At 38.0% G+C, this 23,002-nt stretch carries 27 protein-coding genes; all 27 read left to right on the top strand.

All coding sequences use genetic code 11. The annotated features are described in order from the left end of the window. Positions 1-5: 5 nt before the first annotated feature. Positions 6-617, top strand: a complete 612-nt coding sequence (locus D1839_RS02780) for a MotE family protein (RefSeq protein WP_120378364.1) — start codon at positions 6-8, stop codon at positions 615-617. Positions 618-645: 28 nt separating this feature from the next. Beyond that, on the top strand, positions 646-1,944 hold the full coding sequence (locus D1839_RS02775; protein WP_120378363.1) for a flagellar hook-length control protein FliK: 1,299 nt from the start codon (positions 646-648) through the stop codon (positions 1,942-1,944). A 14-nt stretch (positions 1,945-1,958) separates the two neighbouring features. Continuing rightward, the gene (gene flgD, locus D1839_RS02770) at positions 1,959-2,447 is read left to right on the top strand and encodes a flagellar hook assembly protein FlgD (protein WP_120378362.1); all 489 of its coding nucleotides are present in this window, start codon (positions 1,959-1,961) and stop codon (positions 2,445-2,447) included. Between the two features lie 125 nt (positions 2,448-2,572). Further along, complete coding sequence (flgG, locus tag D1839_RS02765; RefSeq protein ID WP_120378361.1) at positions 2,573-3,364, top strand: flagellar basal body rod protein FlgG; 792 nt, start codon at positions 2,573-2,575, stop codon at positions 3,362-3,364. Between the two features lie 51 nt (positions 3,365-3,415). Next, complete coding sequence (locus D1839_RS02760; RefSeq protein WP_330585413.1) at positions 3,416-3,628, top strand: flagellar FlbD family protein; 213 nt, start codon at positions 3,416-3,418, stop codon at positions 3,626-3,628. Beyond that, positions 3,621-4,040, top strand: a complete 420-nt coding sequence (gene fliL / locus D1839_RS02755) for a flagellar basal body-associated protein FliL (RefSeq protein WP_120378359.1) — start codon at positions 3,621-3,623, stop codon at positions 4,038-4,040. Before D1839_RS02760 ends, fliL begins: the two co-directional genes overlap by 8 nt. A 30-nt stretch (positions 4,041-4,070) precedes the next feature. Continuing rightward, positions 4,071-5,069, top strand: a complete 999-nt coding sequence (fliM, locus tag D1839_RS02750) for a flagellar motor switch protein FliM (protein WP_120378358.1) — start codon at positions 4,071-4,073, stop codon at positions 5,067-5,069. After that, positions 5,059-6,180 carry a flagellar motor switch phosphatase FliY gene (fliY, locus tag D1839_RS02745; RefSeq protein ID WP_120378357.1) on the top strand — a complete coding sequence of 374 codons (1,122 nt, stop codon included), beginning with the start codon at positions 5,059-5,061 and terminating at the stop codon, positions 6,178-6,180. Before fliM ends, fliY begins: the two co-directional genes overlap by 11 nt. A gap of 31 nt (positions 6,181-6,211) precedes the next feature. Continuing rightward, positions 6,212-6,574 carry a response regulator gene (locus D1839_RS02740; protein WP_120378356.1) on the top strand — a complete coding sequence of 121 codons (363 nt, stop codon included), beginning with the start codon at positions 6,212-6,214 and terminating at the stop codon, positions 6,572-6,574. Positions 6,575-6,590: 16 nt separating this feature from the next. Next, complete coding sequence (locus D1839_RS02735; protein ID WP_158589590.1) at positions 6,591-7,250, top strand: flagellar biosynthetic protein FliO; 660 nt, start codon at positions 6,591-6,593, stop codon at positions 7,248-7,250. After that, positions 7,243-7,908 (top strand): flagellar type III secretion system pore protein FliP, encoded by a 666-nt coding sequence (fliP, locus tag D1839_RS02730; RefSeq protein ID WP_120378354.1) that lies wholly within the window; start codon positions 7,243-7,245, stop codon positions 7,906-7,908. The genes D1839_RS02735 and fliP overlap by 8 nt, the downstream gene beginning before the upstream one ends. A gap of 58 nt (positions 7,909-7,966) precedes the next feature. Next, positions 7,967-8,236, top strand: coding sequence for a flagellar biosynthesis protein FliQ (gene fliQ, locus D1839_RS02725; RefSeq protein WP_050352752.1), 270 nt, complete (start codon positions 7,967-7,969; stop codon positions 8,234-8,236). A 3-nt stretch (positions 8,237-8,239) separates the two neighbouring features. Continuing rightward, a complete protein-coding gene (gene fliR, locus D1839_RS02720; protein ID WP_120378353.1) occupies positions 8,240-9,019 on the top strand; it encodes a flagellar biosynthetic protein FliR in 780 nt (259 codons plus the stop codon). Position 9,020: 1 nt separating this feature from the next. Next, the gene (gene flhB, locus D1839_RS02715) at positions 9,021-10,100 is read left to right on the top strand and encodes a flagellar biosynthesis protein FlhB (RefSeq protein ID WP_120378352.1); all 1,080 of its coding nucleotides are present in this window, start codon (positions 9,021-9,023) and stop codon (positions 10,098-10,100) included. 19 nt (positions 10,101-10,119) lie between these two features. Further along, the gene (gene flhA, locus D1839_RS02710) at positions 10,120-12,153 is read left to right on the top strand and encodes a flagellar biosynthesis protein FlhA (RefSeq protein ID WP_120378351.1); all 2,034 of its coding nucleotides are present in this window, start codon (positions 10,120-10,122) and stop codon (positions 12,151-12,153) included. Continuing rightward, on the top strand, positions 12,150-13,271 hold the full coding sequence (gene flhF / locus D1839_RS02705; protein ID WP_120378350.1) for a flagellar biosynthesis protein FlhF: 1,122 nt from the start codon (positions 12,150-12,152) through the stop codon (positions 13,269-13,271). The genes flhA and flhF overlap by 4 nt, the downstream gene beginning before the upstream one ends. Beyond that, positions 13,261-14,133, top strand: a complete 873-nt coding sequence (locus tag D1839_RS02700; protein WP_120378349.1) for a MinD/ParA family protein — start codon at positions 13,261-13,263, stop codon at positions 14,131-14,133. The genes flhF and D1839_RS02700 overlap by 11 nt, the downstream gene beginning before the upstream one ends. A 6-nt stretch (positions 14,134-14,139) precedes the next feature. Then, a complete protein-coding gene (locus D1839_RS02695) occupies positions 14,140-15,186 on the top strand; it encodes a protein-glutamate methylesterase/protein-glutamine glutaminase (RefSeq protein WP_120378348.1) in 1,047 nt (348 codons plus the stop codon). 14 nt (positions 15,187-15,200) lie between these two features. Next, positions 15,201-17,213 (top strand): chemotaxis protein CheA, encoded by a 2,013-nt coding sequence (locus tag D1839_RS02690; RefSeq protein WP_120378347.1) that lies wholly within the window; start codon positions 15,201-15,203, stop codon positions 17,211-17,213. Positions 17,214-17,231: 18 nt separating this feature from the next. Continuing rightward, positions 17,232-17,702 carry a chemotaxis protein CheW gene (locus tag D1839_RS02685; protein WP_120378346.1) on the top strand — a complete coding sequence of 157 codons (471 nt, stop codon included), beginning with the start codon at positions 17,232-17,234 and terminating at the stop codon, positions 17,700-17,702. Positions 17,703-17,708: 6 nt separating this feature from the next. After that, positions 17,709-18,335 (top strand): chemotaxis protein CheC, encoded by a 627-nt coding sequence (locus D1839_RS02680; RefSeq protein ID WP_120378345.1) that lies wholly within the window; start codon positions 17,709-17,711, stop codon positions 18,333-18,335. Beyond that, positions 18,328-18,834: a chemotaxis protein CheD gene (locus tag D1839_RS02675; RefSeq protein ID WP_120378344.1), complete on the top strand. Its 507-nt coding sequence runs from the start codon at positions 18,328-18,330 to the stop codon at positions 18,832-18,834. Before D1839_RS02680 ends, D1839_RS02675 begins: the two co-directional genes overlap by 8 nt. A gap of 89 nt (positions 18,835-18,923) precedes the next feature. Further along, the gene (locus D1839_RS02670) at positions 18,924-19,703 is read left to right on the top strand and encodes a FliA/WhiG family RNA polymerase sigma factor (protein ID WP_120378343.1); all 780 of its coding nucleotides are present in this window, start codon (positions 18,924-18,926) and stop codon (positions 19,701-19,703) included. A gap of 50 nt (positions 19,704-19,753) precedes the next feature. Next, the gene (locus tag D1839_RS02665; RefSeq protein ID WP_120378342.1) at positions 19,754-21,130 is read left to right on the top strand and encodes a DUF342 domain-containing protein; all 1,377 of its coding nucleotides are present in this window, start codon (positions 19,754-19,756) and stop codon (positions 21,128-21,130) included. Positions 21,131-21,279: 149 nt separating this feature from the next. After that, positions 21,280-21,570, top strand: coding sequence for a hypothetical protein (locus D1839_RS02660; protein ID WP_120378341.1), 291 nt, complete (start codon positions 21,280-21,282; stop codon positions 21,568-21,570). Positions 21,571-21,585: 15 nt separating this feature from the next. Then, a complete protein-coding gene (locus D1839_RS02655; RefSeq protein ID WP_120378340.1) occupies positions 21,586-22,023 on the top strand; it encodes a DUF6115 domain-containing protein in 438 nt (145 codons plus the stop codon). Positions 22,024-22,141: 118 nt separating this feature from the next. Continuing rightward, positions 22,142-22,999, top strand: coding sequence for a DUF6602 domain-containing protein (locus D1839_RS02650; protein ID WP_120378339.1), 858 nt, complete (start codon positions 22,142-22,144; stop codon positions 22,997-22,999). The last annotated feature ends 3 nt before the right edge of the window (positions 23,000-23,002 follow it).

The following is a 23,002-nucleotide window of genomic DNA, read 5'->3' as shown; positions in this document are numbered from 1 at the left end:
CGCGAATGGCTAAGAAAACAAAAACAGATACGAAAAAAATGAATCCTTTTCTCTGGTTCCTGTTCGCAGTCATCATTCCTATTGGTATTACGTTAACACTTGTCATCATTATTTTAATGGCTGTGGGCGTGGATGTTGGTGGCTGGTTAAAGGGTAAAGCGGCAGACGTCCCCGTTGTGTCTTCCTTTGTAGATACAGAGGAAGAGAAAAACAACGCTAACACTGGCGATAAAAAACAGTTACAATCGCAGATTAAGAACAAGGATTCAGAAATTGAACAATTACAAAAAGAACTAAAAGATAAAGAGCAAACGATTCAGATGCTTGAACAAGACATGGTTAAACTCGAAGAACGGATGAAAAACAAGGCTACTGCACAGGACGAAGAGAAAGAAAATCAGGAAAAAGAAGATACGGTTAAATCAATGTCCACTTCTTTTAAAGAAATGGAAGCAGAAAGCGCCGCACAAATTTTGCAGCAATTAGAAAGACAAACGGCTTTAAAAGTTTTACGAGAGCTAAGTAATAAGGATCGAGGCCGTATTTTAGAAGCAATGGACCCAAAAACAGCAGCGCAATTAACCGAGCAATATTTAAAAACAACAAGGGAAAACTAGTCTACTTAAATTGGAAGGGGGTGAGAGGATGAATGCAGTTGGGATATTATTACAACAGTTGCCGACGGCACTCGGGAAAAATGAAATGAAACAAATGGAAACAAATCAAGAGCTATCTGCACAATCTTTTCACGAACTACTTTCTTATAAGGAGGAAGTCGTAAAAGTAATGGAACAGCTGAAACAGCTTGAAGAGGTACCATTTGATAGCCAGGCATTACACCACGCATTGCAATCGGTAGATATTCCTTTAGCATTCAAGCAATGGATGATTGGAATGGGAGCTGAACCATTAGCTCTGCAACCAATGCTAAAGGAAGAATGGACAGTATTAGGAGCCAACCAGCCGCAATCTGAAATACAACCTACTGAAAACGGACAAAAACCTAGTTCAGATAAACAAGCTGCTAACAATTCTATACAACAGCAGATGGTAGCTGTTTTTTCTAAAGTGGAGCCTATTCTAGCACAAATAAAAGATCAACAGGACATAAAGCAAGCAACAACAAAATTAGCAGATTTTTTGTATACTTGGTCAGAACTAAGTAAACAAGCTAAAAGTATAGGCTTGTCTGAGGATATTGCTGCTCGTTTAAGCGACAATAAAAACGTAAAGGAAGTAGCTATTTGGAAACAGTTAGTAGCAGCATTCGAAAAAAGAAGCGCATTTGTTCAGAAGCAGCATTACAATAGTGAAGCAAAAGTAACAAGTGGGGATGTGGCAAAATGGCTAACAAAAGCAATCGAATCTATTTCCGAACCAAAGCAAACAGTATTCCATTCTAAAGAGCAAATAACAACAAATAATAGTATGAATCATCAACTATCTGTGCCAATGGCAAAACTCGAACAGCATGTTATTTATCTGCAGCCTGAACAGTCAACGCCGAGACAGAATGGACAGGAATTGATGCAGCAGCTACAAAGAATCATGAATTCGAGCAAATTTATGAAACTACCGAATGGGGCAAATCAACTTAACCTCACATTACGTCCGCAGCATTTAGGAGATATCAGTGTACGTCTTACACAATTAGACGGAGTGATGACGGTGCGGATTCTAGTACAGTCGCAAGCCGCGAAGGAAATGCTAGAGTCCAATATACATAAGCTTCGGAATATGTTTTCCCCGCAGCAAGTTGTAATTGAAAAGCAGGAAGGCATCTTACAGCAAGGACAACAAACACAAAGGGGGAATGGGGCTGAATCGCAGCAATATCCAAATCAGCAGGAACAACAACAGCAGCAATCTGAACACGAAAATACAGATAACGACGCCGAATTCACCACTTCTTTTCAAGAGGTACTATTAAATGAACAAGTCTAAAGGGGGGATGCAGAGTGGCAAAAATTGACCCTTCACTCTATTTACATAATCAAAAAGAGCGAACGCCTAGTCCGGAATTAGGAAAAGACGAATTTTTAAAAATTTTAATGACCCAATTGCAACATCAAGATCCTACTAACCCAATGGATGACCGTCAGTTTATTTCACAAATGGCTGAATTTAGTTCCCTAGAACAAATGATGAATATGACGAAGTCGATTGATACTTTAGTGCAAAGTCAACTTATATCTCCGGTAATTAAATACAGCCATATGTTAGGTAAAGAAGTTACCTATCAGGCTTATGATGAAGAAACAGGTAAGGAAGCAGGATTAAAAACAAGTAAAGTTGTTGCCGTTAGTCAGAGTGAGGGCTGGGCCATTCTGGAGTTGGAGAATGGGGAAAAAATTTACGCCGATGCTGCCTTGCAAGTGAACGATCCGGAGTTTGAAGAACCTCCAAGTGAGGACGATCAAGATGAAGCAAATAAACCATCGGAGTAACACCTGTCATGTAGCTTCATCGTCAATGAATGAAGGAGATAAATCTATAGTAGTTGCATACTTGGTCAAGCATACAATTACTGCTAAACCATGTTGAAACACAATAATATAAAGGGGAAATGACAATGTTACGTTCTATGTATGCAGGAATTTCTGGTATGAAAGGTTTTCAAACAAAACTTGATGTAATTGGAAATAATATTGCAAACGTGAATACGTCAGGTTTTAAGAAAGGTAGAGTTACATTTCAAGATATGATGAGCCAAACCAATTCTGGGGCTCAAGGACCGACGGCTACTCGTGGAGGGATTAATCCTGTACAAGTAGGAACGGGATCTCAGCTTGGATCCATAGATAATGTTCATACCCAAGGGTTTAGGCAAACTACCGGAAGACCTTTAGATTTGATGTTGGAAGGCGACGGTATGTTTATTGTGGAGGGGAATGGAACAACGTACTATACTCGTGCAGGGAATTTTTATTTAGATGATGATGATCGCATTGTCGATGCAAATGGATTTTATTTGCAAAGTGTTAATGGGGAGGATTTGACCATTCCTGAAGATGCCGAAAGTTTCAGTATTGGTTCGGATGGCACAGTTACGTATGTTAATGCTGATGGAGATCCAGTTAATGGTGGGCAAATCGCTCTCGCTAGTTTTTCTAACCCAGCAGGTTTAGAAAAAGCAGGGAGCAATTTATACCTTAACAGTGAAAATGCTGGATACAATGGAATTGTTGCTCCAGAAACAGAAGGCGCTGCTAAGGTCGTATCCAGTGCGCTTGAAATGTCGAATGTCGATTTATCGGAAGAGTTTACAGAAATGATTACAGCCCAGCGTGGGTTCCAGGCAAATACAAGGATTATTACTACTTCTGATGAAATTCTCCAAGAGCTCGTAAATTTAAAACGATAAGTTAGGGGGGGAAGGGAGTGCTTCGGCACTCCCACCTAGATAATGATTTCATTGACGCGATTAAATGGGGACGAATTTACATTAAACTCCATAATGATTGAACAAGTCCAAAATTTTCCGGATACGACGATTACGTTACTCACTGGAAAGAAATTTGTCGTAAAGGAAACAAAAGCGGAAGTGCTTAAACGCACTCTAGAATACTATCAACAAGTTGGTATACAAGTTGTAATGAAAAGGGAGGCAAGCAACGACGATGAGTAAACTAGTTAAAACAATGCTCACTTCACTAACAGTACTGCTTATAATAGGGATTTCTGCGTTCGTCGTTGTTCAGTATATAAACACAGATGAGAAGAGTGGGGAAGCAGCTTCTATTGATGAAATGAAGGAATATTCTTATGAAACTCCTGAAATAACTACAGATCTTCAAGATGGGAGTTTTGTCCGAATTCAATTTCAAATTATTGCAGATAGCAAAGACGCAAAAGAAGAAATTGAAAAACGTGATTTTCAATTAAAGAATATTCTAATTAAAGAACTTGCTACCATGAAAGAAAAAAACTTCCAATCAGGGTTGGAAGATTTAGAGAATGAAGTAAAATCTAAACTTAATGAAGTAATGACTACAGGGAAGATTACAGATGTATATACAATTAATAAAATATTGCAGTAAAGTTCGACTCCACTTTGGAGGTGATGATAGTTGGTAGAAGAAGTTCTTTCACAAAATGAAATTGATGCATTATTATCCGCAATATCTTCTGGTGAAATGGATGCGGAGGAATTGAAAAAGGAAGATCAAGAAAAAAAGGTCCGTGTATATGATTTCAAACGTGCATTACGTTTTTCAAAGGATCAGATACGCAGTATATCTCGTATTCATGAGAATTACGCACGATTGTTAACCACTTTTTTCTCAGCAAAACTAAGAACGTACGTCAACATCACGGTTGCATCTGTAGATCAAATACCTTATGAAGAGTTTATTCGCTCCGTACCAACGATGACAATTTTGAATACATATAGCCTTGAGCCGTTGGAAGGCAGAATCGTCATGGAAATCAATCCAAATATTGCTTATGCAATGCTTGATAGGACTTTAGGTGGTCAAGGTGGCAGTTTGAATAAGGTAGAAAATTTAACGGAAATTGAGACCCTTTTAATGTCACAGCTGTTTGAAAATGCGAGCACAAAACTACAAGAAGCATGGGCGTCTATAGTGGATATTGATCCTGTAATGGAGGATTTTGAAGTAAATCCACAGTTTTTACAAATGGTCTCTCCAAACGAAACAGTTGTTGTTGTATCACTAAATACAGCGGTTGGTGAGGCAAGTGGGATGATCAATATTTGCATTCCGCATATTGTACTAGAACCGATTATATCCAAGCTGTCGGTTCATTATTGGATGCAATCGGCAGGAAAAGAACGAGATGATGAAGCTTATCAAAAACTGACGGCAAATATTCAACAAGCAAAGGTAGAGGTTAAACCGATATTAGGTGAAGCGTCTATTACGATTGAACAATTTTTGAATTTAAACAAAGACGATGTCATCAGGCTCGATCAATCCATTGAAAGCCCACTAACGTTAGCAGTGAATGATGAACCAAAATTCTTTGTACAGCCAGGTACATATAAAAACAGGATGTCTGTCCAAATACTAGAGACATTTAAGGGGGGAAATGACGATGGGGAATGACGGAATGCTTTCTCAAGATGAAATCGACGCACTATTAAATGTAAGTTCAACAGAAGATGAGAGCAATCAAGCGTCGCCTACGGACGAATATTTATCAACAATGGAAATTGATACGCTAGGAGAAATTGGGAATATATCATTTGGAAGTTCAGCGACAACATTATCCACATTGTTAAACCAAAAAGTAGAAATAACGACACCAGAAGTTTCAGTGATGGCACAAGAAGAACTAAAAAAATTCACCTTTGAACCTGTCAGTGTTCAGGTGAATTATTTAGAAGGTTTTTCTGGTAAAAACGTGTTTGTGATTAAGGCAGAAGATGCAGCAATTATTTCTGATATTATGCTTGGTGGAGACGGCACAAACCCGGCTGAAGAATTAAATGAGATTCATTTAAGTGCTGTCCAAGAGGCTATGAACCAAATGATGGGCGCAGCAGCTACAAGCATGTCAACCATATTTAATAAACGTGTCGATATATCTCCACCTACGATTCATGTGGAAGACCCCGAAAAAGAACCCGAATCAACTTTAGGAGAAGATCCTTTTGTTAAGGTAACGTTCCAGTTGAAGGTTGGGGAGCTGATTGATTCAACCATTTTTCAATTAATGCCGATCCAATTTGCCAAAGAATTGGTGGATCAGTTGGTCACGAATGAATCAGCGAAAGAGGAAACAGCATCGACTGTCACTGCCGAGCGAATCGAACAGACAAATCCTAAGGAAGAGCCGGCACACTTTGAAGAGACCTCGCAATTTATAGGTTATCATAATCCAGATTCAAAGCAGTCGCATGTGCAGCAAGCAGAATTCTCTCCGTTTGAACCGGTTCCTTTGAATCAAACCGAGCAGCGTAATTTAGATATGCTTTTGGATATTCCTTTAAAAGTAACGGTTGAACTTGGGAGGACGAAGCGTACAATTAAAGATATTTTAGATTTATCCCAAGGTTCTATTGTGGAGTTAGATAAATTAGCAGGTGAACCAGTGGATATTTTAGTTAATGAAAAACTCATTGCGACTGGAGAAGTAGTCGTTATTGATGAAAATTTTGGTGTTCGGGTAACAGATATATTGAGTCAATCCGATCGTCTAAAAAAACTAAAATAATATAACAAAGTACAATTGGAGGTTTGTTTTTATGGGCAATCGTATTTTAATCGTTGATGATGCAGCGTTTATGCGAATGATGATAAAGGATATTTTAACAAAGAACGGGTATGAAGTTGTAGGTGAAGCTCAAGATGGTGTACAAGCTGTTGAAAAATACAATGAGTTAAAGCCTGACTTAGTAACGATGGATATTACGATGCCAGAAAAAGATGGGATTACGGCATTAAAAGAAATATTAGCCGATGATGCACATGCCAGAATTATTATGTGCTCTGCAATGGGACAACAAGCGATGGTTATTGATGCTATTCAAGCAGGAGCAAAAGATTTTATTGTCAAACCTTTCCAGGCGGATCGGGTTATTGAAGCGATTCAAAAGGCTTTGAGTTAAAAGTGAGTGAATATGTGTGAGGAAATTAACAGTTATATCTAGCTTGCTTAGCCTGCTTCTATTCCTATTTGTAATAGAAATAGAAGCAGGAGCAGCTCCTAAATCCGTGAATGATTGTATTAACGATGAGACAGATTGTGAGTCTTCCGAACAGACACCGGAAAATAAGGATAAAGATAAATCAACACTTTTAAAAGAAGAAACAAAAACGGAGCCATTATGGGTAAGTTCTGTGAAAGTAATCATTGTTTTATTTCTTATTCTCGGCCTAATTTATCTGGTGCTTCTGTTTTTAAAAAGAAAGAATGCTTTATTTAGCCAAGCAAATGCATTGGAAAACCTTGGTGGAATCTCAGTAGGGCAAAATAAATCATTGCAAATTATCCGCCTTGGAAATAAATACTATTTAATTGGTGTTGGCGATAATGTGGAGTTATTGCAGGAAATAAACGATGCATCACTTATTGAAGATTTGCAAAAGACAAGTTCAGGTGGTGAAATGCCTGTAGTTCCAAAGTTCATCCAAAAATTAACGCCTGGATCGAAGTCTAATGTCCGGGATGCTGAAAAAAAAGCTGATTTTAAACAGCAATTCATGAACGAATTGGACAAATTAAAGCAAAACCGAAGCCAATTAATTCAGCAGTATAAACAAAAGGAAGATCACAATGAATGAATTTATCGATATGTTTTCGAGTTCAGATCCTGCTAATGTGTCCACTTCAGTTAAGCTAATTTTATTATTGACCGTTCTTACATTGGCACCAAGTATTTTAATTTTAATGACCAGCTTTACAAGAATTATTATTGTACTGTCCTTTGTTCGAACATCATTGGCTACACAGCAGATGCCACCAAATCAAGTGTTAATTGGTCTAGCTTTGTTTCTTACCTTTTTCATCATGGCTCCCATATTTAATGAGGTGTATGACAATGCTTTAGAGCCGTTGTTCGCTGAGGAAGTTACATTGGATGAAGCGTATGAGGAAGCAAGTATTCCTATCAAACAATTTATGGCTGAGCATACCCGGCAAAAAGATTTAGCTTTGTTTATGAACTATGCCGAATTAGAGCGACCGGAGACCGTTGAGGAAATACCTCTTTCGACATTAGTTCCGGCCTTTGCGATTAGTGAGTTAAAGACAGCATTTCAAATGGGATTTATGATTTTTGTTCCTTTTCTTATTATTGATATGGCTGTTGCCAGTGTATTAATGTCTATGGGGATGATGATGCTACCGCCAGTTATGATTTCGTTGCCGTTTAAAATTTTATTGTTTGTGCTGGTAGATGGTTGGTACTTAATTACCCATTCATTACTAGACAGCTTTTAGATCGAAGCTGCAGGACGGTAATCCGTCCTATTTTCCAGACAGATAGGGGGCATTAGAAATGAGCAGCGAATTTGTTTTAACGCTTGCAGAAAAAGGCGTATTTACTATATTACTTGTAACTGGACCACTGCTTTTGCTCGCTCTAGCTGTAGGATTACTTGTCAGTATATTTCAAGCTACAACACAGATACAAGAGCAAACCTTGGCATTTATCCCGAAAATTATTGCTGTTCTGGTTGGATTGGTGTTTTTCGGTCCTTGGATGCTAACGCAAATGGTGGAGTTCACTTCTAATTTATTTCAAAATATGAATCAGTTTGTGGGATAAAAAATGTTAGATGTTATTCATGTAAATAGTTTACCAGTATTTTTATTGATTTTAGTTAGAGTAGCAGCCTTTTTTGCTACGATGCCGTTATTTTCCTATCGTACTATTCCGAGACCGTTTAAATTAGGATTAAGCTTCTTTCTTGCATTTTTAATATTTTATACGGTAGATGCCCCTCAATTAGCGATAGATGGACATTACTTTCTGCTAGTGTTAAAGGAGGCAGCAGTAGGTTTATTGATAGGTCTAATCGCATATATCATTTTGTCTGCGGTGCAAATTGCTGGTGGTTTTATTGATTTTCAAATGGGCTTTGCGATTGCTAATGTCATAGATCCACAAACGGGTGCCCAAAGCCCTTTAACGGGACAGTATTTTTATATCGTTGCTTTGTTATTTCTATTATCGGTTAATGGCCATCATATTTTAATAGACGGGATTATAAATAGTTACCAATTTATTCCGTTAGAACAATTAGTCCCGTTTCAAAATGAATCCATTGTCCGATATGTGATAGACAGTTTTAATTACATGTTCCTGATTGCTTTTCAAATCGCGATCCCTATTGTCGGGTGTTTATTTCTTGTAGATGTAGCGCTTGGGATTGTAGCAAGAACGGTCCCACAATTGAACGTGTTTGTCGTAGGGCTGCCATTGAAAATTCTAGTAAGTTTTGTCGTCTTATTATTTTTTATGAGTTTATATGTCGTATTAGCAAAGCATTTGTTTGAGGTTTTGTTTGAGACTGTACGCAGTCTCACGAATTTATTCGGAGGTGGATAACTTGCAAATAAAACTGGATTTACAATATTTTGCAGGTGAAAAGACGGAAAAGGCTACCCCGAAAAAACGTCAGGACGAACGGAAAAAAGGAAAAGTTGCCAAGAGCCAGGATGTAAATACGGCAATTTTATTGCTATTTACATTCATGATGCTATATGTATTTGGAAATTCCATGAAAGATCGGATGACATCCATGTATGAGCATGCGTTTACGGAATTTATTCATTGGCAAGTAACTGAAACTACGGTGGCACAAGTTTTTAATGGTGCTGCAATAGAAACAGCAGTGATGTTGGCTCCTGTTATGATCATCGCTATCATAGCTGCATTAGCGGCCAACTTTATGCAAATCGGATTTTTATTTACGACCGAGCCACTAAAGTTTGATTTGAAAAAAATGGATCCCATTCAAGGTGCTAAACGGATTTTTTCATTACGGGCAATTGTTGAATTACTCAAATCCTTATTAAAAATCTTAAGTATCGGTACCGTGACTTTTGCGGTAATTTGGTTTTATAAGGACGAGATGATGATGACGGCGTTTAAGACTGCTGATGCAGCACTTGGGTTTTTTGGACAAGTGACCATCCATATGGGGATCACAGCTGTTATTATTTTGATTCTTTTAGCTGTATTTGATTACGCATATCAGCGATTCGACTACGAAAAAAACATGAAGATGTCCAAACAAGATATCAAAGACGAGTTTAAAAATATTGAGGGAGATCCGTTGATTAAATCAAAAATCAAAGAGCGACAGAGGCAAATGGCTACACGAAGGATGATGAGTGAAGTGCCAAATGCGGATGTTATTATTACGAACCCAACTCATGTGGCCATCGCGATTAAATATGACGAAGAAAAAGCATCTGCTCCTTATATTATAGCAAAAGGTGTCGATGAAGTTGCCCAAAGAATCAAGCAAGTAGCGAAGGAAAATGGTGTGATGACGATTGAAAATAAACCATTAGCTCGTTCTTTATATCGTGTTGTGGATATTGGTGACGTGATACCCGAAGCGTTTTTTCAGGCGGTTGCAGAAATCTTGGCATATGTATATAAGTTAGAGAAAAAAGTTTAAGCAATAAGGAGAGACCCCCATGAAAGCAAGAGATCTATCCGTTCTTTTAAGCGTTATTTTAATCATTATTATGTTAATCGTACCACTTCCAGGGTGGTTATTAAGTATTCTGATACTATGTAACATCTCGCTAGCGCTCATTGTCATTTTAGTATCGATGAATACGCAGGAGGCGTTGCAATTTTCCGTTTTTCCGACCCTCTTATTGTTGTTAACGTTATTCCGCCTTGGACTAAACGTTTCCACAACAAGATCCATCTTATCCGAAGCGGATGCTGGTGGCGTTGTAGATACATTTGGGTCGTTTGTTATTGGGGGGAATCCATTAGTTGGGTTTGTCGTGTTCATCATTTTAGTCATTATTCAGTTCCTCGTTATTACAAAAGGTTCTGAACGTGTATCTGAAGTAGCTGCGCGCTTTACACTAGACGCGATGCCAGGAAAGCAAATGAGTATTGATGCAGATTTAAATGCTGGTTTGATTTCAGAGCAGCAGGCAAAAGAAAGACGGGAAAAGATTGAGAAAGAAGCAGATTTTCATGGTTCCATGGATGGTGCGAGTAAATTTGTTAAAGGGGATGCGATTGCCGGCATTATCATCGTTCTAATCAATATTATATTTGGGCTAATTATTGGTATGGTCCAAATGGATATGCCGTTTCAAGAGGCGATTAATACATTTATGCGCTTAACGGTTGGAGATGGTTTGGTTAGTCAAATACCAGCATTACTTATTTCCACGGCCACTGGAATAGTGGTAACACGTACAGCTGGAAGTGGAAACTTGGGAACGGATGTAACGGGGCAGTTATTACAATATCCGAAGCTATTATTTATTGCCAGTGGAACTGTGTTTTTACTCGGCTTAACTCCGATCAACTTTTTCTTAACTACTATTCTTTCGGCCTTATTAGCCTTAAGTGGCTACCTTTTATTAAAACAAGCGGAGAATGTCGCGGAACCTAGTGAGGAAGAAACCGATGAAACCGAAAGTGACGTGATGAAAGCTCCAGAAAATGTCGTCCAATTAATTAATATGGATCCGATTGAGTTCGAGTTTGGTTATTCACTCATTCCTATTGCTGATGTGAATCAAGGTGGGGATTTGTTGGATCGAATTGTCATGATTCGCAGACAGCTGGCGATTGAACTAGGCATTGTTATTCCAGTTGTCCGGATTCGCGATAATATTCAATTGCAACCAAATGAATATCGCTTAAAAATAAAGGGAGAAGAAGTAGCATCTGGCGAGTTATTAATCGATCATTATTTGGCAATGGCGCCTGATATGGATGAGGATGATTTAGAAGGGATAGAAACAACAGAACCAGCCTTTGGTTTGCCGGCAAAATGGATTAGTGAGGAATGGAAAGATGAAGCGGAATTATCTGGATATACAGTAGTTGATCCACCTTCCGTCGTATCCACTCATTTGACCGAGGTAATTAAACGCCATGCGCATATGCTGTTAGGACGAGAAGAGACGAAGCAATTAATCGACCATCTCAAAGAAAGCTATCCTATCTTAGTCGAAGAGGTTACTCCAGAGCCATTATCCGTAGGAGACATTCAAAAAGTACTGGCTAAGTTGTTGAAGGAGAAAGTATCGATTCGTAATTTACCGATTATATTTGAAACCTTGGCTGACTTTGCAAAATTAACGAATGATACAGATTTGTTAGCCGAATATGTTCGACAAGCACTATCCAACCAAATTACGAAACAGTATACAGAGGATGGTCAATCGCTTAAAGTTGTTACACTTTCGGCAAAAGCAGAAAAAACAATTGCTGACAGTATTCAACAAACCGAGCATGGAAGCTTTTTATCAATGGTTCCAGAGCAGCAGCAACAGCTTTTAGAGCATATGAAGGAAGAAGTTGAAAAGTTAACACTTCAAGAGGAAACAGCCATTTTGCTATGTTCTCCTGCTGTACGGATGTATGTAAAACAATTGATAGAGCGGTTTTTCCCTCATGTTGTTGTCTTATCCTACAATGAGCTGGAACCAGACGTGCAAGTACAAAGTGTTGGGGTGGTGAATATAGCGTGAAGGTAAAGAAATATACGGCAGCATCGATGCCCGAAGCCATGAAGCAAATACGTAAAGAGTTGGGAAATGACGCTGTTATTCTTCAATCCAGACAAGTAAACAAGCGTAAATTTTTAGGTCTATTAAAAAAACGACAGATTGAAGTAGTTGCTGTGAAAGATCCACAACCAATGCTGCCTAAGAAACCATTGCATCATCGCGATAAGGAGATATCTGTAAACAAGACGAAAGAAGCCTCTAATGAAGCAAATATCTCCCCTGTATTACAGGAGTTAAAGCAGGTGAAACAGTTATTGCATCAATCAAGTATTGGCATGATGAACTATCCTTTTGACTATCAATCTGCATATCAGTATTTGCTTAAACAAGAAGTAGATCCACAACTCGCTAAAAGTTTCATAGAAGCAGTGATGGAGAAGCATGGAGCTGACCAACAACCAAGTTACCAAGTCATTATCAAGGACATTGAGCAAGAAGTAACAAAACGCCTTCAATCTGTTACTTTTCAAGGTTTAACCTATCGCCACAAACTCGTTTATTTTGTTGGACCAACAGGAGTAGGGAAAACGACTACCATAGCTAAAGTAGCAGCTCAAAGCAAATTACAAGACAGAAAAAGTGTTGCATTTATTACGGCGGATACCTATCGTATCGCTGCGGTCCAACAATTAAAAACGTATGCTGAAATATTAGATGTTCCGATTGAAGTGGTTTATACAAAAACTGATTTGGAGCAAGCCATTCAAAAATTGTCAGCCTACGACGTCATTTTAATTGATACAGCTGGACGTAATTTTCGAGAAGATGCATATATTAGACAGCTTCAAGCAGATGTAGAAGTAAATACAGAAGCGGCGATGTTTTTAGTTTTATCTTTAACAGCCAAGCCTCAGGATTTAGTTGATATTTATACTCAATTTGAGCCTTTACCTATATCACGGGTCATTTTCACAAAAATAGATGAAACAAGACAATTTGGCAGCATGTTAAATATTATTTTAGAGAAACATGTCGGTGTAGCATATTTAACAAATGGCCAAGATGTTCCAGAGGATTTAATTCACCCGTCGCCAGAACTGTTAGCTGCCAATATTATGGAGAATGCTTATGAAAATTGACCAAGCGACAGGGCTTCGAAATAAATTGCGTGCATTGCAGGGGCAAAAGCAAGCGAGAACTATTGCTGTTGTTAGTGGAAAAGGAGGAGTAGGAAAATCAAATATTACACTGAATTTTTCACTAGAGTTAGGCAGACAAGGAAAGAATATCCTCATTATTGATATGGACATTGGCATGGGAAACATTGATATATTACTTGGAAGACAAATAGAGAAAACGATTGTCGATATGTTCCAAGAAAGATGTCCGATACAGTCCATTATCGAACAAGGACCAGAAAATCTACAATATATTGCAGCAGGATCAAGCTTTACCAATATTTTTTCATTGGATTCATCGACAAAGGAGTTTTTCTTGAAGCAGTACCAATCACTGCAAGCTGCATATGATTATATATTTTTTGATATGGGCGCTGGCGTTACTGCTGACAGCCTATCATTCATTTTAGCTGCAGATGAATGTTTTCTTGTTACTACACCAGAGCCAACTGCTATTACAGATGGGTATAGCATGATAAAACATATCATTGCTCACGATAAGACATTGCCCATTAGCGTGATAATGAATCGTACCTACTCAGAATCACAAGGTCGTAACATGCTGAACCGCTTTCGAAAAGTAATCCAACAATTTTTACAAGTCGATATTCATTTATTGGGCTCCTTACCAGAAGATCAAACTGTTATGAAAGCTGTTATTCGCCAAACACCGTTTGTTTTTCTTCATGAACGGGCAGCAATAAGTAAAGCAATGAAACGACTTGTACGCACATATATGAAACAAGGAATTGGAGAAAAGATCCAAACAACAAGTACTACTACCTTCTTGAATAAATTAAAACGATTATGGACGGAGAGATAAATAAACATGAACATCATTCGTGTCCTTGTCATTGATGATTCCGCTTTTATGCGCAAAATACTTTCAGATATGCTTGCGAGTGATCCACGCATTGAAGTCATTGGAACGGCTCGAAACGGAGAAGATGGGTTACATAAAATAAAACAACTTTCTCCAGATGTCATAACGCTTGATGTACAGATGCCAGTAATGGATGGGATCACAGCTTTGAAGGAAATTATGCAGACACATCCGATTCCTGTCGTCATGCTATCAAGTGTTACAGAAGATGCAACGATTAAAACCATTCAAGCTATTTCAAGCGGCGCGGTAGACTTCATTGCAAAACCATCTGGAGCCATTTCAATTGATATAGAAACCATGAAACAAGAAATTATTCATAAAGTGATTACTGCTTCAATGGTAAAATTACCACGGCAACAAAAAGCAAGTAAAAAGCAACTTCCAATCGAAGAGCCTATAAAAGAATTAGCTAATTATCAGCAAACAATTGTTGCAATTGGTGCCTCAACAGGTGGTCCAAGAGCGCTGCAACAAATTGTCGAGCAACTACCTAAAAATTTGGCTGCAGCTGTGTTAGTTGTTCAGCATATGCCAGCTGGTTTTACAAAATCGCTTGCCGAGCGATTAAACCTTAAGTCTGAATTGCTTGTAAAAGAAGCAGAGCATGGGGAAAGGTTGCAACACGGCGTTGTATACATTGCCCCAGGAGGCTGGCATATGAAGTTATTACAAAGAGGTACTTCGATGTTTATCGATTTAACACAAGAAGACCCTTTACGTGGTCACAGACCGTCTGTCGATATGCTCTTTACATCCGTTGCACCACTGCAGGAAGTGAATAAGATTGCCGTCATTTTAACTGGTATGGGGAATGACGGTACAGACGGTATTAAAAGCCTAAAAAAAAGGGACGGACGAACGTATGTCATTGCTGAGTCCGAAGAAACGGCAATTGTCTATGGTATGCCAAAAGCCGCAATGGCAACAAATCTGGTTAATAAGCAAGTTCCTTTGGACGAAGTAAGTTGTTTAATAACTAAATTAGTATAGTTGGAGGGATAGAGTTGGATACGTCTGGATATTTAACCGTGTTTATTGATGAAAGCAACGAACATTTGGAAGTTTTATACAACCAATTACTAGCGTTAGAGAAGCAACCAGAGGAAACAGCCATTATTGAAGAGATCTTTCGAGCAGCACATACGCTTAAAGGCATGTCTGCAACAATGGGATACCAAGACTTAGCAAGTCTTACCCATAAGTTAGAAAATGTATTTGATGCGATTAAAGAAGGTAAGATTCGTGTTCAAAGCGAAATGATAGATGTCTTGTTTGCTGCCGTTGATTATTTGCATGAAATGGTAGAGGATATTTCGGCTGGAGGCAATGGAAGCAAGGATGTAACGGACGTCGTCGAGCAATTGAAATGCTTAGAGCAAGGCGAAACTTTGCCTCAGGAGAAACCTCAATTAGAAGCATCGCAAGAGTTAGCCGTAAATTCGCAGCAGATGAAAAACATTGATGAATTCGCAATGACTATTCTACAAGAGTCTAAAGAGCGTGGTTATACGAATTATGAAATATCAATTACGTTAAGAGAAGATTGTCTTTTAAAAGGCGCTCGTGTGTTTATGATTTTTGAAGTTTTAGAAAAGCTAGGTGAAATTGTCAAATCAGATCCGTCTGTAACCGAACTGGAAGAGGAGCAATTTGATCATACATTTACGGTTCTATTTATTTCTGAACATAAAAAAGAAACGATACAAATCAACATCGAAAAAGTTTCTGAAATTGAAGCAGTTGAAATTGTTCCTTTTAACATAGAGCAGCATCAAGAAAAGGAGCAAGATTCTCGAAAGCTTGAAGAAAATCAAAGCACAACGCAAGGAAAAGAAACGAAACAACGTCCTAATAAAGGAGTAGCTAATAAAACCATTCGTGTTAATATTGATCGCTTAGATATACTTATGAATTTATTTGAAGAATTAGTTGTCGATCGTGGCAGATTAGAGCAATTAGCAGCTGATTTAGATAACAAAGATTTACAAGATACGGTCGAGCATATGTCGCGTGTCTCGAGTGACCTTCAATCTATCATTTTAACGATGCGTATGGTTCCGATAGAGCAAGTGTTTAACCGATTTCCACGCATGATCCGCCAAGTTGCTCGTGAGTTAAATAAACAAGTCGAAGTGGAGATTATTGGCGCTGAGACAGAGTTGGATCGTACCGTGATTGATGAAATTGGCGATCCATTAGTACATTTAATTCGAAATGCGATAGATCACGGTATTGAAGCAAAAGAAGCGAGATTAAACAAAGGAAAACCAGAGTATGGCACATTGAAGCTTCAAGCTTATCATAGCGGAAATCATGTATTTATCGAAATTGAAGACGATGGAGCAGGAATTCATAAAGAGAAGGTATTAAACAAGGCGATTACAAAAGGAGTCATTTCAGAAGGGCAAGCAGAACTTTTATCGGATCAGCAAATATTTGAATTAATCATGTCAAGTGGTTTTTCTACTGCTGATCAGGTATCGGATATATCTGGACGAGGTGTTGGGTTAGATGTAGTCAAAAATACGATTGAGTCGTTAGGCGGAAAAATAACAATTGATTCGAAACAAGACAGAGGCTCTGTCTTTTCCATCCAATTGCCGCTCACCTTGTCGATAATTTCCGTGCTGCTAATTGAATTGCAGAAGGAAAAATATGCTATACCACTATCGTCAATCATAGAAACAGCCATTGTGCATAAAGACGATGTGATGCATGCACATCATACAAAAGTCATTGACTTTCGTGGGAAAGTTGTACCGTTGGCATTTTTAAATGACATATTTAATGTCAAACAACCAGCTGATGCTGAAAAGAATGCGTACTTATCGATTGTGATTGTAAAAAAAGGGAACAAAATGGTAGGTCTCGTAGTAGATTCGTTTATTGGTCAACAGGAAGTGGTTTTAAAATCATTAGGTAATTATTTAACGAATACATTTGCCATTTCTGGCGCGACTATTCTTGGTGATGGTGAAGTTGCTTTAATTATTGATAGTAATGCATTAGTAAAATAACCAATGGAGGGGTATATGATGGAAAACAATATGTCAGGGAATAGAAAAGTGATTGTATTTCAACTTGGCGAGGAAGAATATGCTGTTTCTGTGCAGCAAGTAGGTTCTATCGAAAGACTAATACCAATAACGAGAGTTCCACAAACAGCTGATTTCGTTAAAGGTGTAATTAATCTAAGAGGCGTTGTAACTCCGGTTATCGATTTGCGCTTACGTTTTGGTATGGAAGAGACAGATTATAACGATTCCAGTCGGATTATTATTGTATTTGTGGATAATATGGAAGTTGGTTTAGTAGTGGATGCAGCAAATGATGTGATTGATATTCCAGAATCTAAAATTGAACCAGCGCCTGAAGTTATTGGTACTGTCGATACAAAATATATCGAAGGGGTAGCGAAGCTTGAGGATCGCTTACTGATTTTATTGAATATGCAAAAAGTGTTAACTGAAGAAGAAATGGAAGAATTAAAGTCAGTGGAAGGGTAAGCAGTTATGGATCTTACAAAGTTAACACAAATGCAAAAAGATGTGCTACGAGAGATAGGTAATATCGGTGCAGGAAATGCTGCTACTTCCATGTCCAAATTAGTAAATCGAAAAATAGAGATGGATGTACCAGCAGTAAATATTGTTAGCTATGACGAAATGATGGAGCTTATTGGTGGTCCGGAGGCAGTAGTTGTTGCCTTGCTATTTCGCATTAAAGGGGACGCCCCTGGCACGGTATATTTTATATTATCTTTAGAAGAGGCAGATGCGCTGATTAAGGAGATAACGAATAATGCTGCATTAAGTGTCCATGGCGATGATGAGCTAGCAGCTTCCGTTCTGCAAGAAGCAGGAAATATTGTAACAGGAGCTTATTTATCTGCTTTAGCTGACTTTACAAATATCACGATGCAGCCTTCTGTGCCTTATTTAAGCATCGATATGGCAGGGGCAATTTTAACTGTAGGATTATTGGAAATTTCTCAAGTGGCTGACTACGCTCTTATTATCGATGCAAAGATGAATACAGCTTACCAAGCCAATCAAATTAAAGGTAATTTTTTATTTATTCCAGATCCCGACTCATTTTCAAAACTGTTTGCAGCTCTAGGAGTCACATATGATGTCTAAACTAGTATCCTCATCTACTGTCGTTAAAGTCGGAATTGCAGATTTGAATGTAACGAAAGCTCCCAATAAAATTCGCACCTCTGGCTTGGGGTCTTGCGTTGGAGCCGTCATTTATGATGAACGAAAACAAGTAGCAGGATTAGCGCATGTGTTATTGCCAGATTCAAAACTAGCAAGACAAGATAATTTTAATCGCTATAAATATGCAGATACAGCTATCCCTATTTTGGTAGATCAATTAGTCGATCTTGGGGCGAGAAGAAATCTTTTAAAAGCAAAAGTTGCTGGAGGTGCCCAAATGTTCCAATTTTCTTCTGGAACGGATTTGATGCGTATCGGTCCTCGAAATGTAGAGGCTGTTTTAAAGAAGCTGAAGCAGTTATCCATCCCTGTCCTTGCATCTGATGTTGGTGGTCATGCTGGACGAACAATAGAATTTGATATACAAACAAGTCAGTTAAAAATCCGAACTGTAAATAAAGGGGAAGCATTTATTTAACACTTTCCGCTTTAATAGTCTGGAAGTATATTTCTAAATTAGGGCTGCCGTTGATATGGATTAAGCTATGGTAAGAAGGAGTGATAAAGATGAAGGTGAATCCATCTCCACATGAACAGAAGCTTTGGGATAATTGGTTTGATACCTATGATATGGAAGCAGCAAACGAACTAATAGAGAATTATATGTATTTAGTTAGCTTTCATGTGGAGAGAATCGCAAGCCACTTGCCAAATAGTGTAATGAAAGAAGACGTAAAAAGTTTTGGATTAATGGGACTTTATGATGCATTAAAAAAATTTGACCGCAGTCGGGAATTGAAGTTTGATACGTATGCTTCCTTTCGTATTAAAGGTGCGATTATTGATGGCTTACGAAAAGAAGATTGGCTCCCTCGATCGTTACGGGAAAAAACAAAAAAGATCGAGCAAATATCAAATCAATTGGAACAGCAATATCAAAGGGTACCAAGCACTACTGAAATTTCCGAGCATGCAGGTATGACCGTCAAAGAGGTGGAAGCAGCGATGTGTGATTCTTTATTTGCTAATGTCCTTTCCATTGAAGAACAACCGAGTGATCCGAAACTAAAGCTAAAAGAAGGAATTGGTTATTCCATTCCTGATACAAAATCGATTGCACCGGAAACTCAAGTTTTAGAAAGTGAATTGAAAGAGGAATTAAAAGAGGGTATTAAACATCTAAATGAAAACGAGCAACTAGTAATTAGCTTGTTTTATCATGAGGAATTAACATTAACAGAGATAGGAGAAGTACTTGGATTAACCACATCACGGATATCACAAATTCATAAAAAATCGATTGCCAAGCTTCATAAGATATTGAAAAAAATTCAAGCTATATCCTAACTTGTTTCAGTAAGTCTTGCTTTATTTGTTTACAATAAGGAGGGCAACAAATGGAACAATTAAAAAAGTTATTTAACATTAACGTCTCCAACGATCGAATGGTGGCGCAAATAAATGTGATGAAGGTGGATGATCTTAAGGAACAAAAAATAACGGAAGCCGATATAAGGGAATTGTTAAAAGAGAATGATGTGACATATGGCATCATCGAGGAAGCAATCTCTATGTTAGTCAACCAGGCTTGGGAGGTTAGCTACCCGTTAACCATTGCCAAGGGAAAACAACCAGTTCACGGTAAAGATGGCCAAGTTCACTATCATTTCGAATTCAATCCAGTAATGGTTCGAGATGAAGTGGTTGATTTTCGTGATGTTATGCGGATCCCTTCCGTGAAAAAAGGGGAAAAAATTGCTACACTCATTCCACCTACAGAAGGAAAGGAAGGGATGAACGTCAATGGCGCCGTTGTCCCATCTATTTCTGGTAAACCAGCTGCTGTAAAAGAAGGGAAGAATGTTGTATTTCGCGAAGCAGACCAAGGATTTTATGCCACTTCGGAAGGGCAGTTAAGCAAGCAAGGAAAGTTCATTCAGGTTTTGCCTGTATTTGAAGTACGGCAAACATTATCCATGAAGACAGGGAATTTAGACTTCATAGGGACTATTATCATTCATGGCGATGTCCCTGCTGGGTACACCGTTAAAGCAAAAGGAGATGTCAAAATATTTGGTATGGTTGAAGCAGCATCGGTTACCGCCGGTGGTTCTGTCTATATCTCAGAAGGTTTGGCAGGACAAGGTACGGGGAGTATTCATGCTGCTGAATCCATTCATATCGGTTACATTAACCAGGGAAATATTGTGGCGGGTAAGGATTTATTTGTAGAAAATTCTATTTTTCACAGCCAATGCACAGTGGCTGGACACGTTTTTTGCCAAAGGGGCAGCATTGTTGGAGGTACAATATCGGTCGGTAATAAAGTAGAAGCAAAAGATGTCGGCAATCGTGTAGGGGTTAAAACAGAAATTATGTTTGGCGTAGATCATCGCACAGAGAAACAAGAGAAGATATTGCTCGATGAAAAGAAAGAATTGGAAGCTACTCTTTCCAAATTATCTATATTAGAGAAAAAACTACAGGGGCAACAGGTGGAGAATGATCCTAAGCTTAAAATTACGTTACTTCGTTATAAACATTCTTGGAATAAGACCCAAGAGCGTTTGGAAAAGGTAGAGCAAGCTATACGTCAGCTTACTTCCAAACTGGGGAGTGAAGAGAATGCTGCATTACTTGTCCGTAATTATTTATATACGAATGTGGTTGTAGCGTTTGGAAAATATTATCGTGTTAGTAAAGCAGATTATCAACGGGTAAAAGTACAGCTGGTTGATAACGAAATTGTCACACATCCATTACCTGATGATTAAGCACTTCCGTTTAAAGTATGTGGATTTTAAAAAAAGAAACCGATATCGAAATGTTAATTAATAAGCAACGAGGAAAAGGCGGGCTACAGCAGCGATCACCTCACGAATGGAGCTTCACTTTTCCGGTATTTTAAAGGGAGTGAAATAATATGGGATGGAAATCAATGGAATTGCAAGTGGCTATTCCACGCTCTCAAGATGCAGGTAAAGTACAACAACAGCTTCTCAATCAAAGTCAACAATATCAAGCCTCTCTTACACAGCATCAATTATTGGAGGAACTGAGAAAAAGAAAACAGGTAAATCATGTCCATCAGCCTCATTTGTTAAATCTTGAGCACCAAGCAAAAACAAGCCAGTCACTTGCAAAGGAAAAGAAAAGTCAATACCACACGGATAAACATCCTTATTTAGGAAAAGAAATTGATTTAAATGGATAGGAGAGCGGTGAACAGATGGTGACATCTCTATTATTAATCATTAGTTTTTTATTACATATTGTCACCCTTACAGCTATTTTTCAATTGTTTAAACGATTAAAAGATAGCGAGCGGTACGATACTTCAGAAATGAATGCTTTATTTACGGAATATATTAATGAAATTAAACAGGAAAACGTGCACTTACAGCAGCAATTAGCGCAGCAAAAAAATAATCCGCCGCAAGAGGAAAAGAGAGAGGTAGAAAAGCAAGAACATATATCCTCGCCGGAAATAGAAAGTATTCATAACGAAACGAAGCCACAGGATGAAATGAAAACTTCTCTGCAAGGGAAAATTTTGCAATTGTATAGTAAAGGGTTCACGCCTTCAGAGATCGCCCAGCAATTAAATTGCGGAAAAACAGAAGCAGAACTAACAGTAAAGCTTTATCACATGTCTTCTGATGATTAAGTGTTATTACGTTGGGATATATAACAAAACATAGCAGGCTATTAACGGAAAAATAGGTTTTACTTTAATACGATATGGTATATTAAGACTATATTTCATAATAGGGGTGGATTTATAATTGAGTAATACAAATGATGTCGTACAACATTTAATTCATAATTATCAGCATGAAGAAACATCTATTGCGAGTCAATTATATTTTAAACACAAGCATGATCTTACCATTGGAACATTTCGGGAGCAGATTTGGCAGGAGTTGTTTGAAGGAATCGTACCTAAAAAGTTTGTAGTTGAGCAGTCAATCTTCATTATCGATACAAAAGGTACAGTTTCAAAAGAAGTAGATTTAGCTATAATAGACGAAATGTATACACCGTATATTTTTAGAAAAGGGCAGTTGAAGTTTATTCCAATAGAAGCAGTAGCTGTGGCCATCCAGTGTAAAAGTGTTTCAGCTCCAACTCATTGTGATTTAAAAGACTGGGTTAATTCCATTAAAAAATTAAAAACGGCTCCAAATGGGATTGCACGCATGGCAATGAATATTGCAGATACTCCGGTTGGTACACAAAAATCAACCCGACCTATATTAATATATTGTCATTTGGGCAAATCACAACCTAAAAATCATAGTCTATTTGATTTTAGTATATGTGCAACGGAAGAGCATACATTAGAAATCAAAGTAAATCCAAAATTTAAAGAATTAAACGATATTTACTTATCTCTAAATTTTCATGAATATAAAAACCCAGACTGTGATGAAAACTTAAAATCACTAAAAGCAGATAAAGATACGATCCAGCTGAAACATAACAATTCTATAGAAGAATATCGTGTCACAAACAAACAAGAAGAGGTCTCATTGTTATCATTGAATTTTATGTTAAACCAAGCGTTGATGTTATTAAATAACCCAATGCTATTTCCCCATAAAGCGTATGTAGAAATGTTTAATAGGGAAGGTGATGAGTAATCC

Source organism: Roseburia sp. 1XD42-34 (genome assembly GCF_009917385.1).
Lineage (GTDB): Bacteria > Bacillota > Bacilli > Bacillales > Amphibacillaceae > Virgibacillus.
The sequence above is the reverse complement of the archived record's forward strand: the minus strand, read 5'-3'. Positions and strand labels throughout refer to the sequence as shown.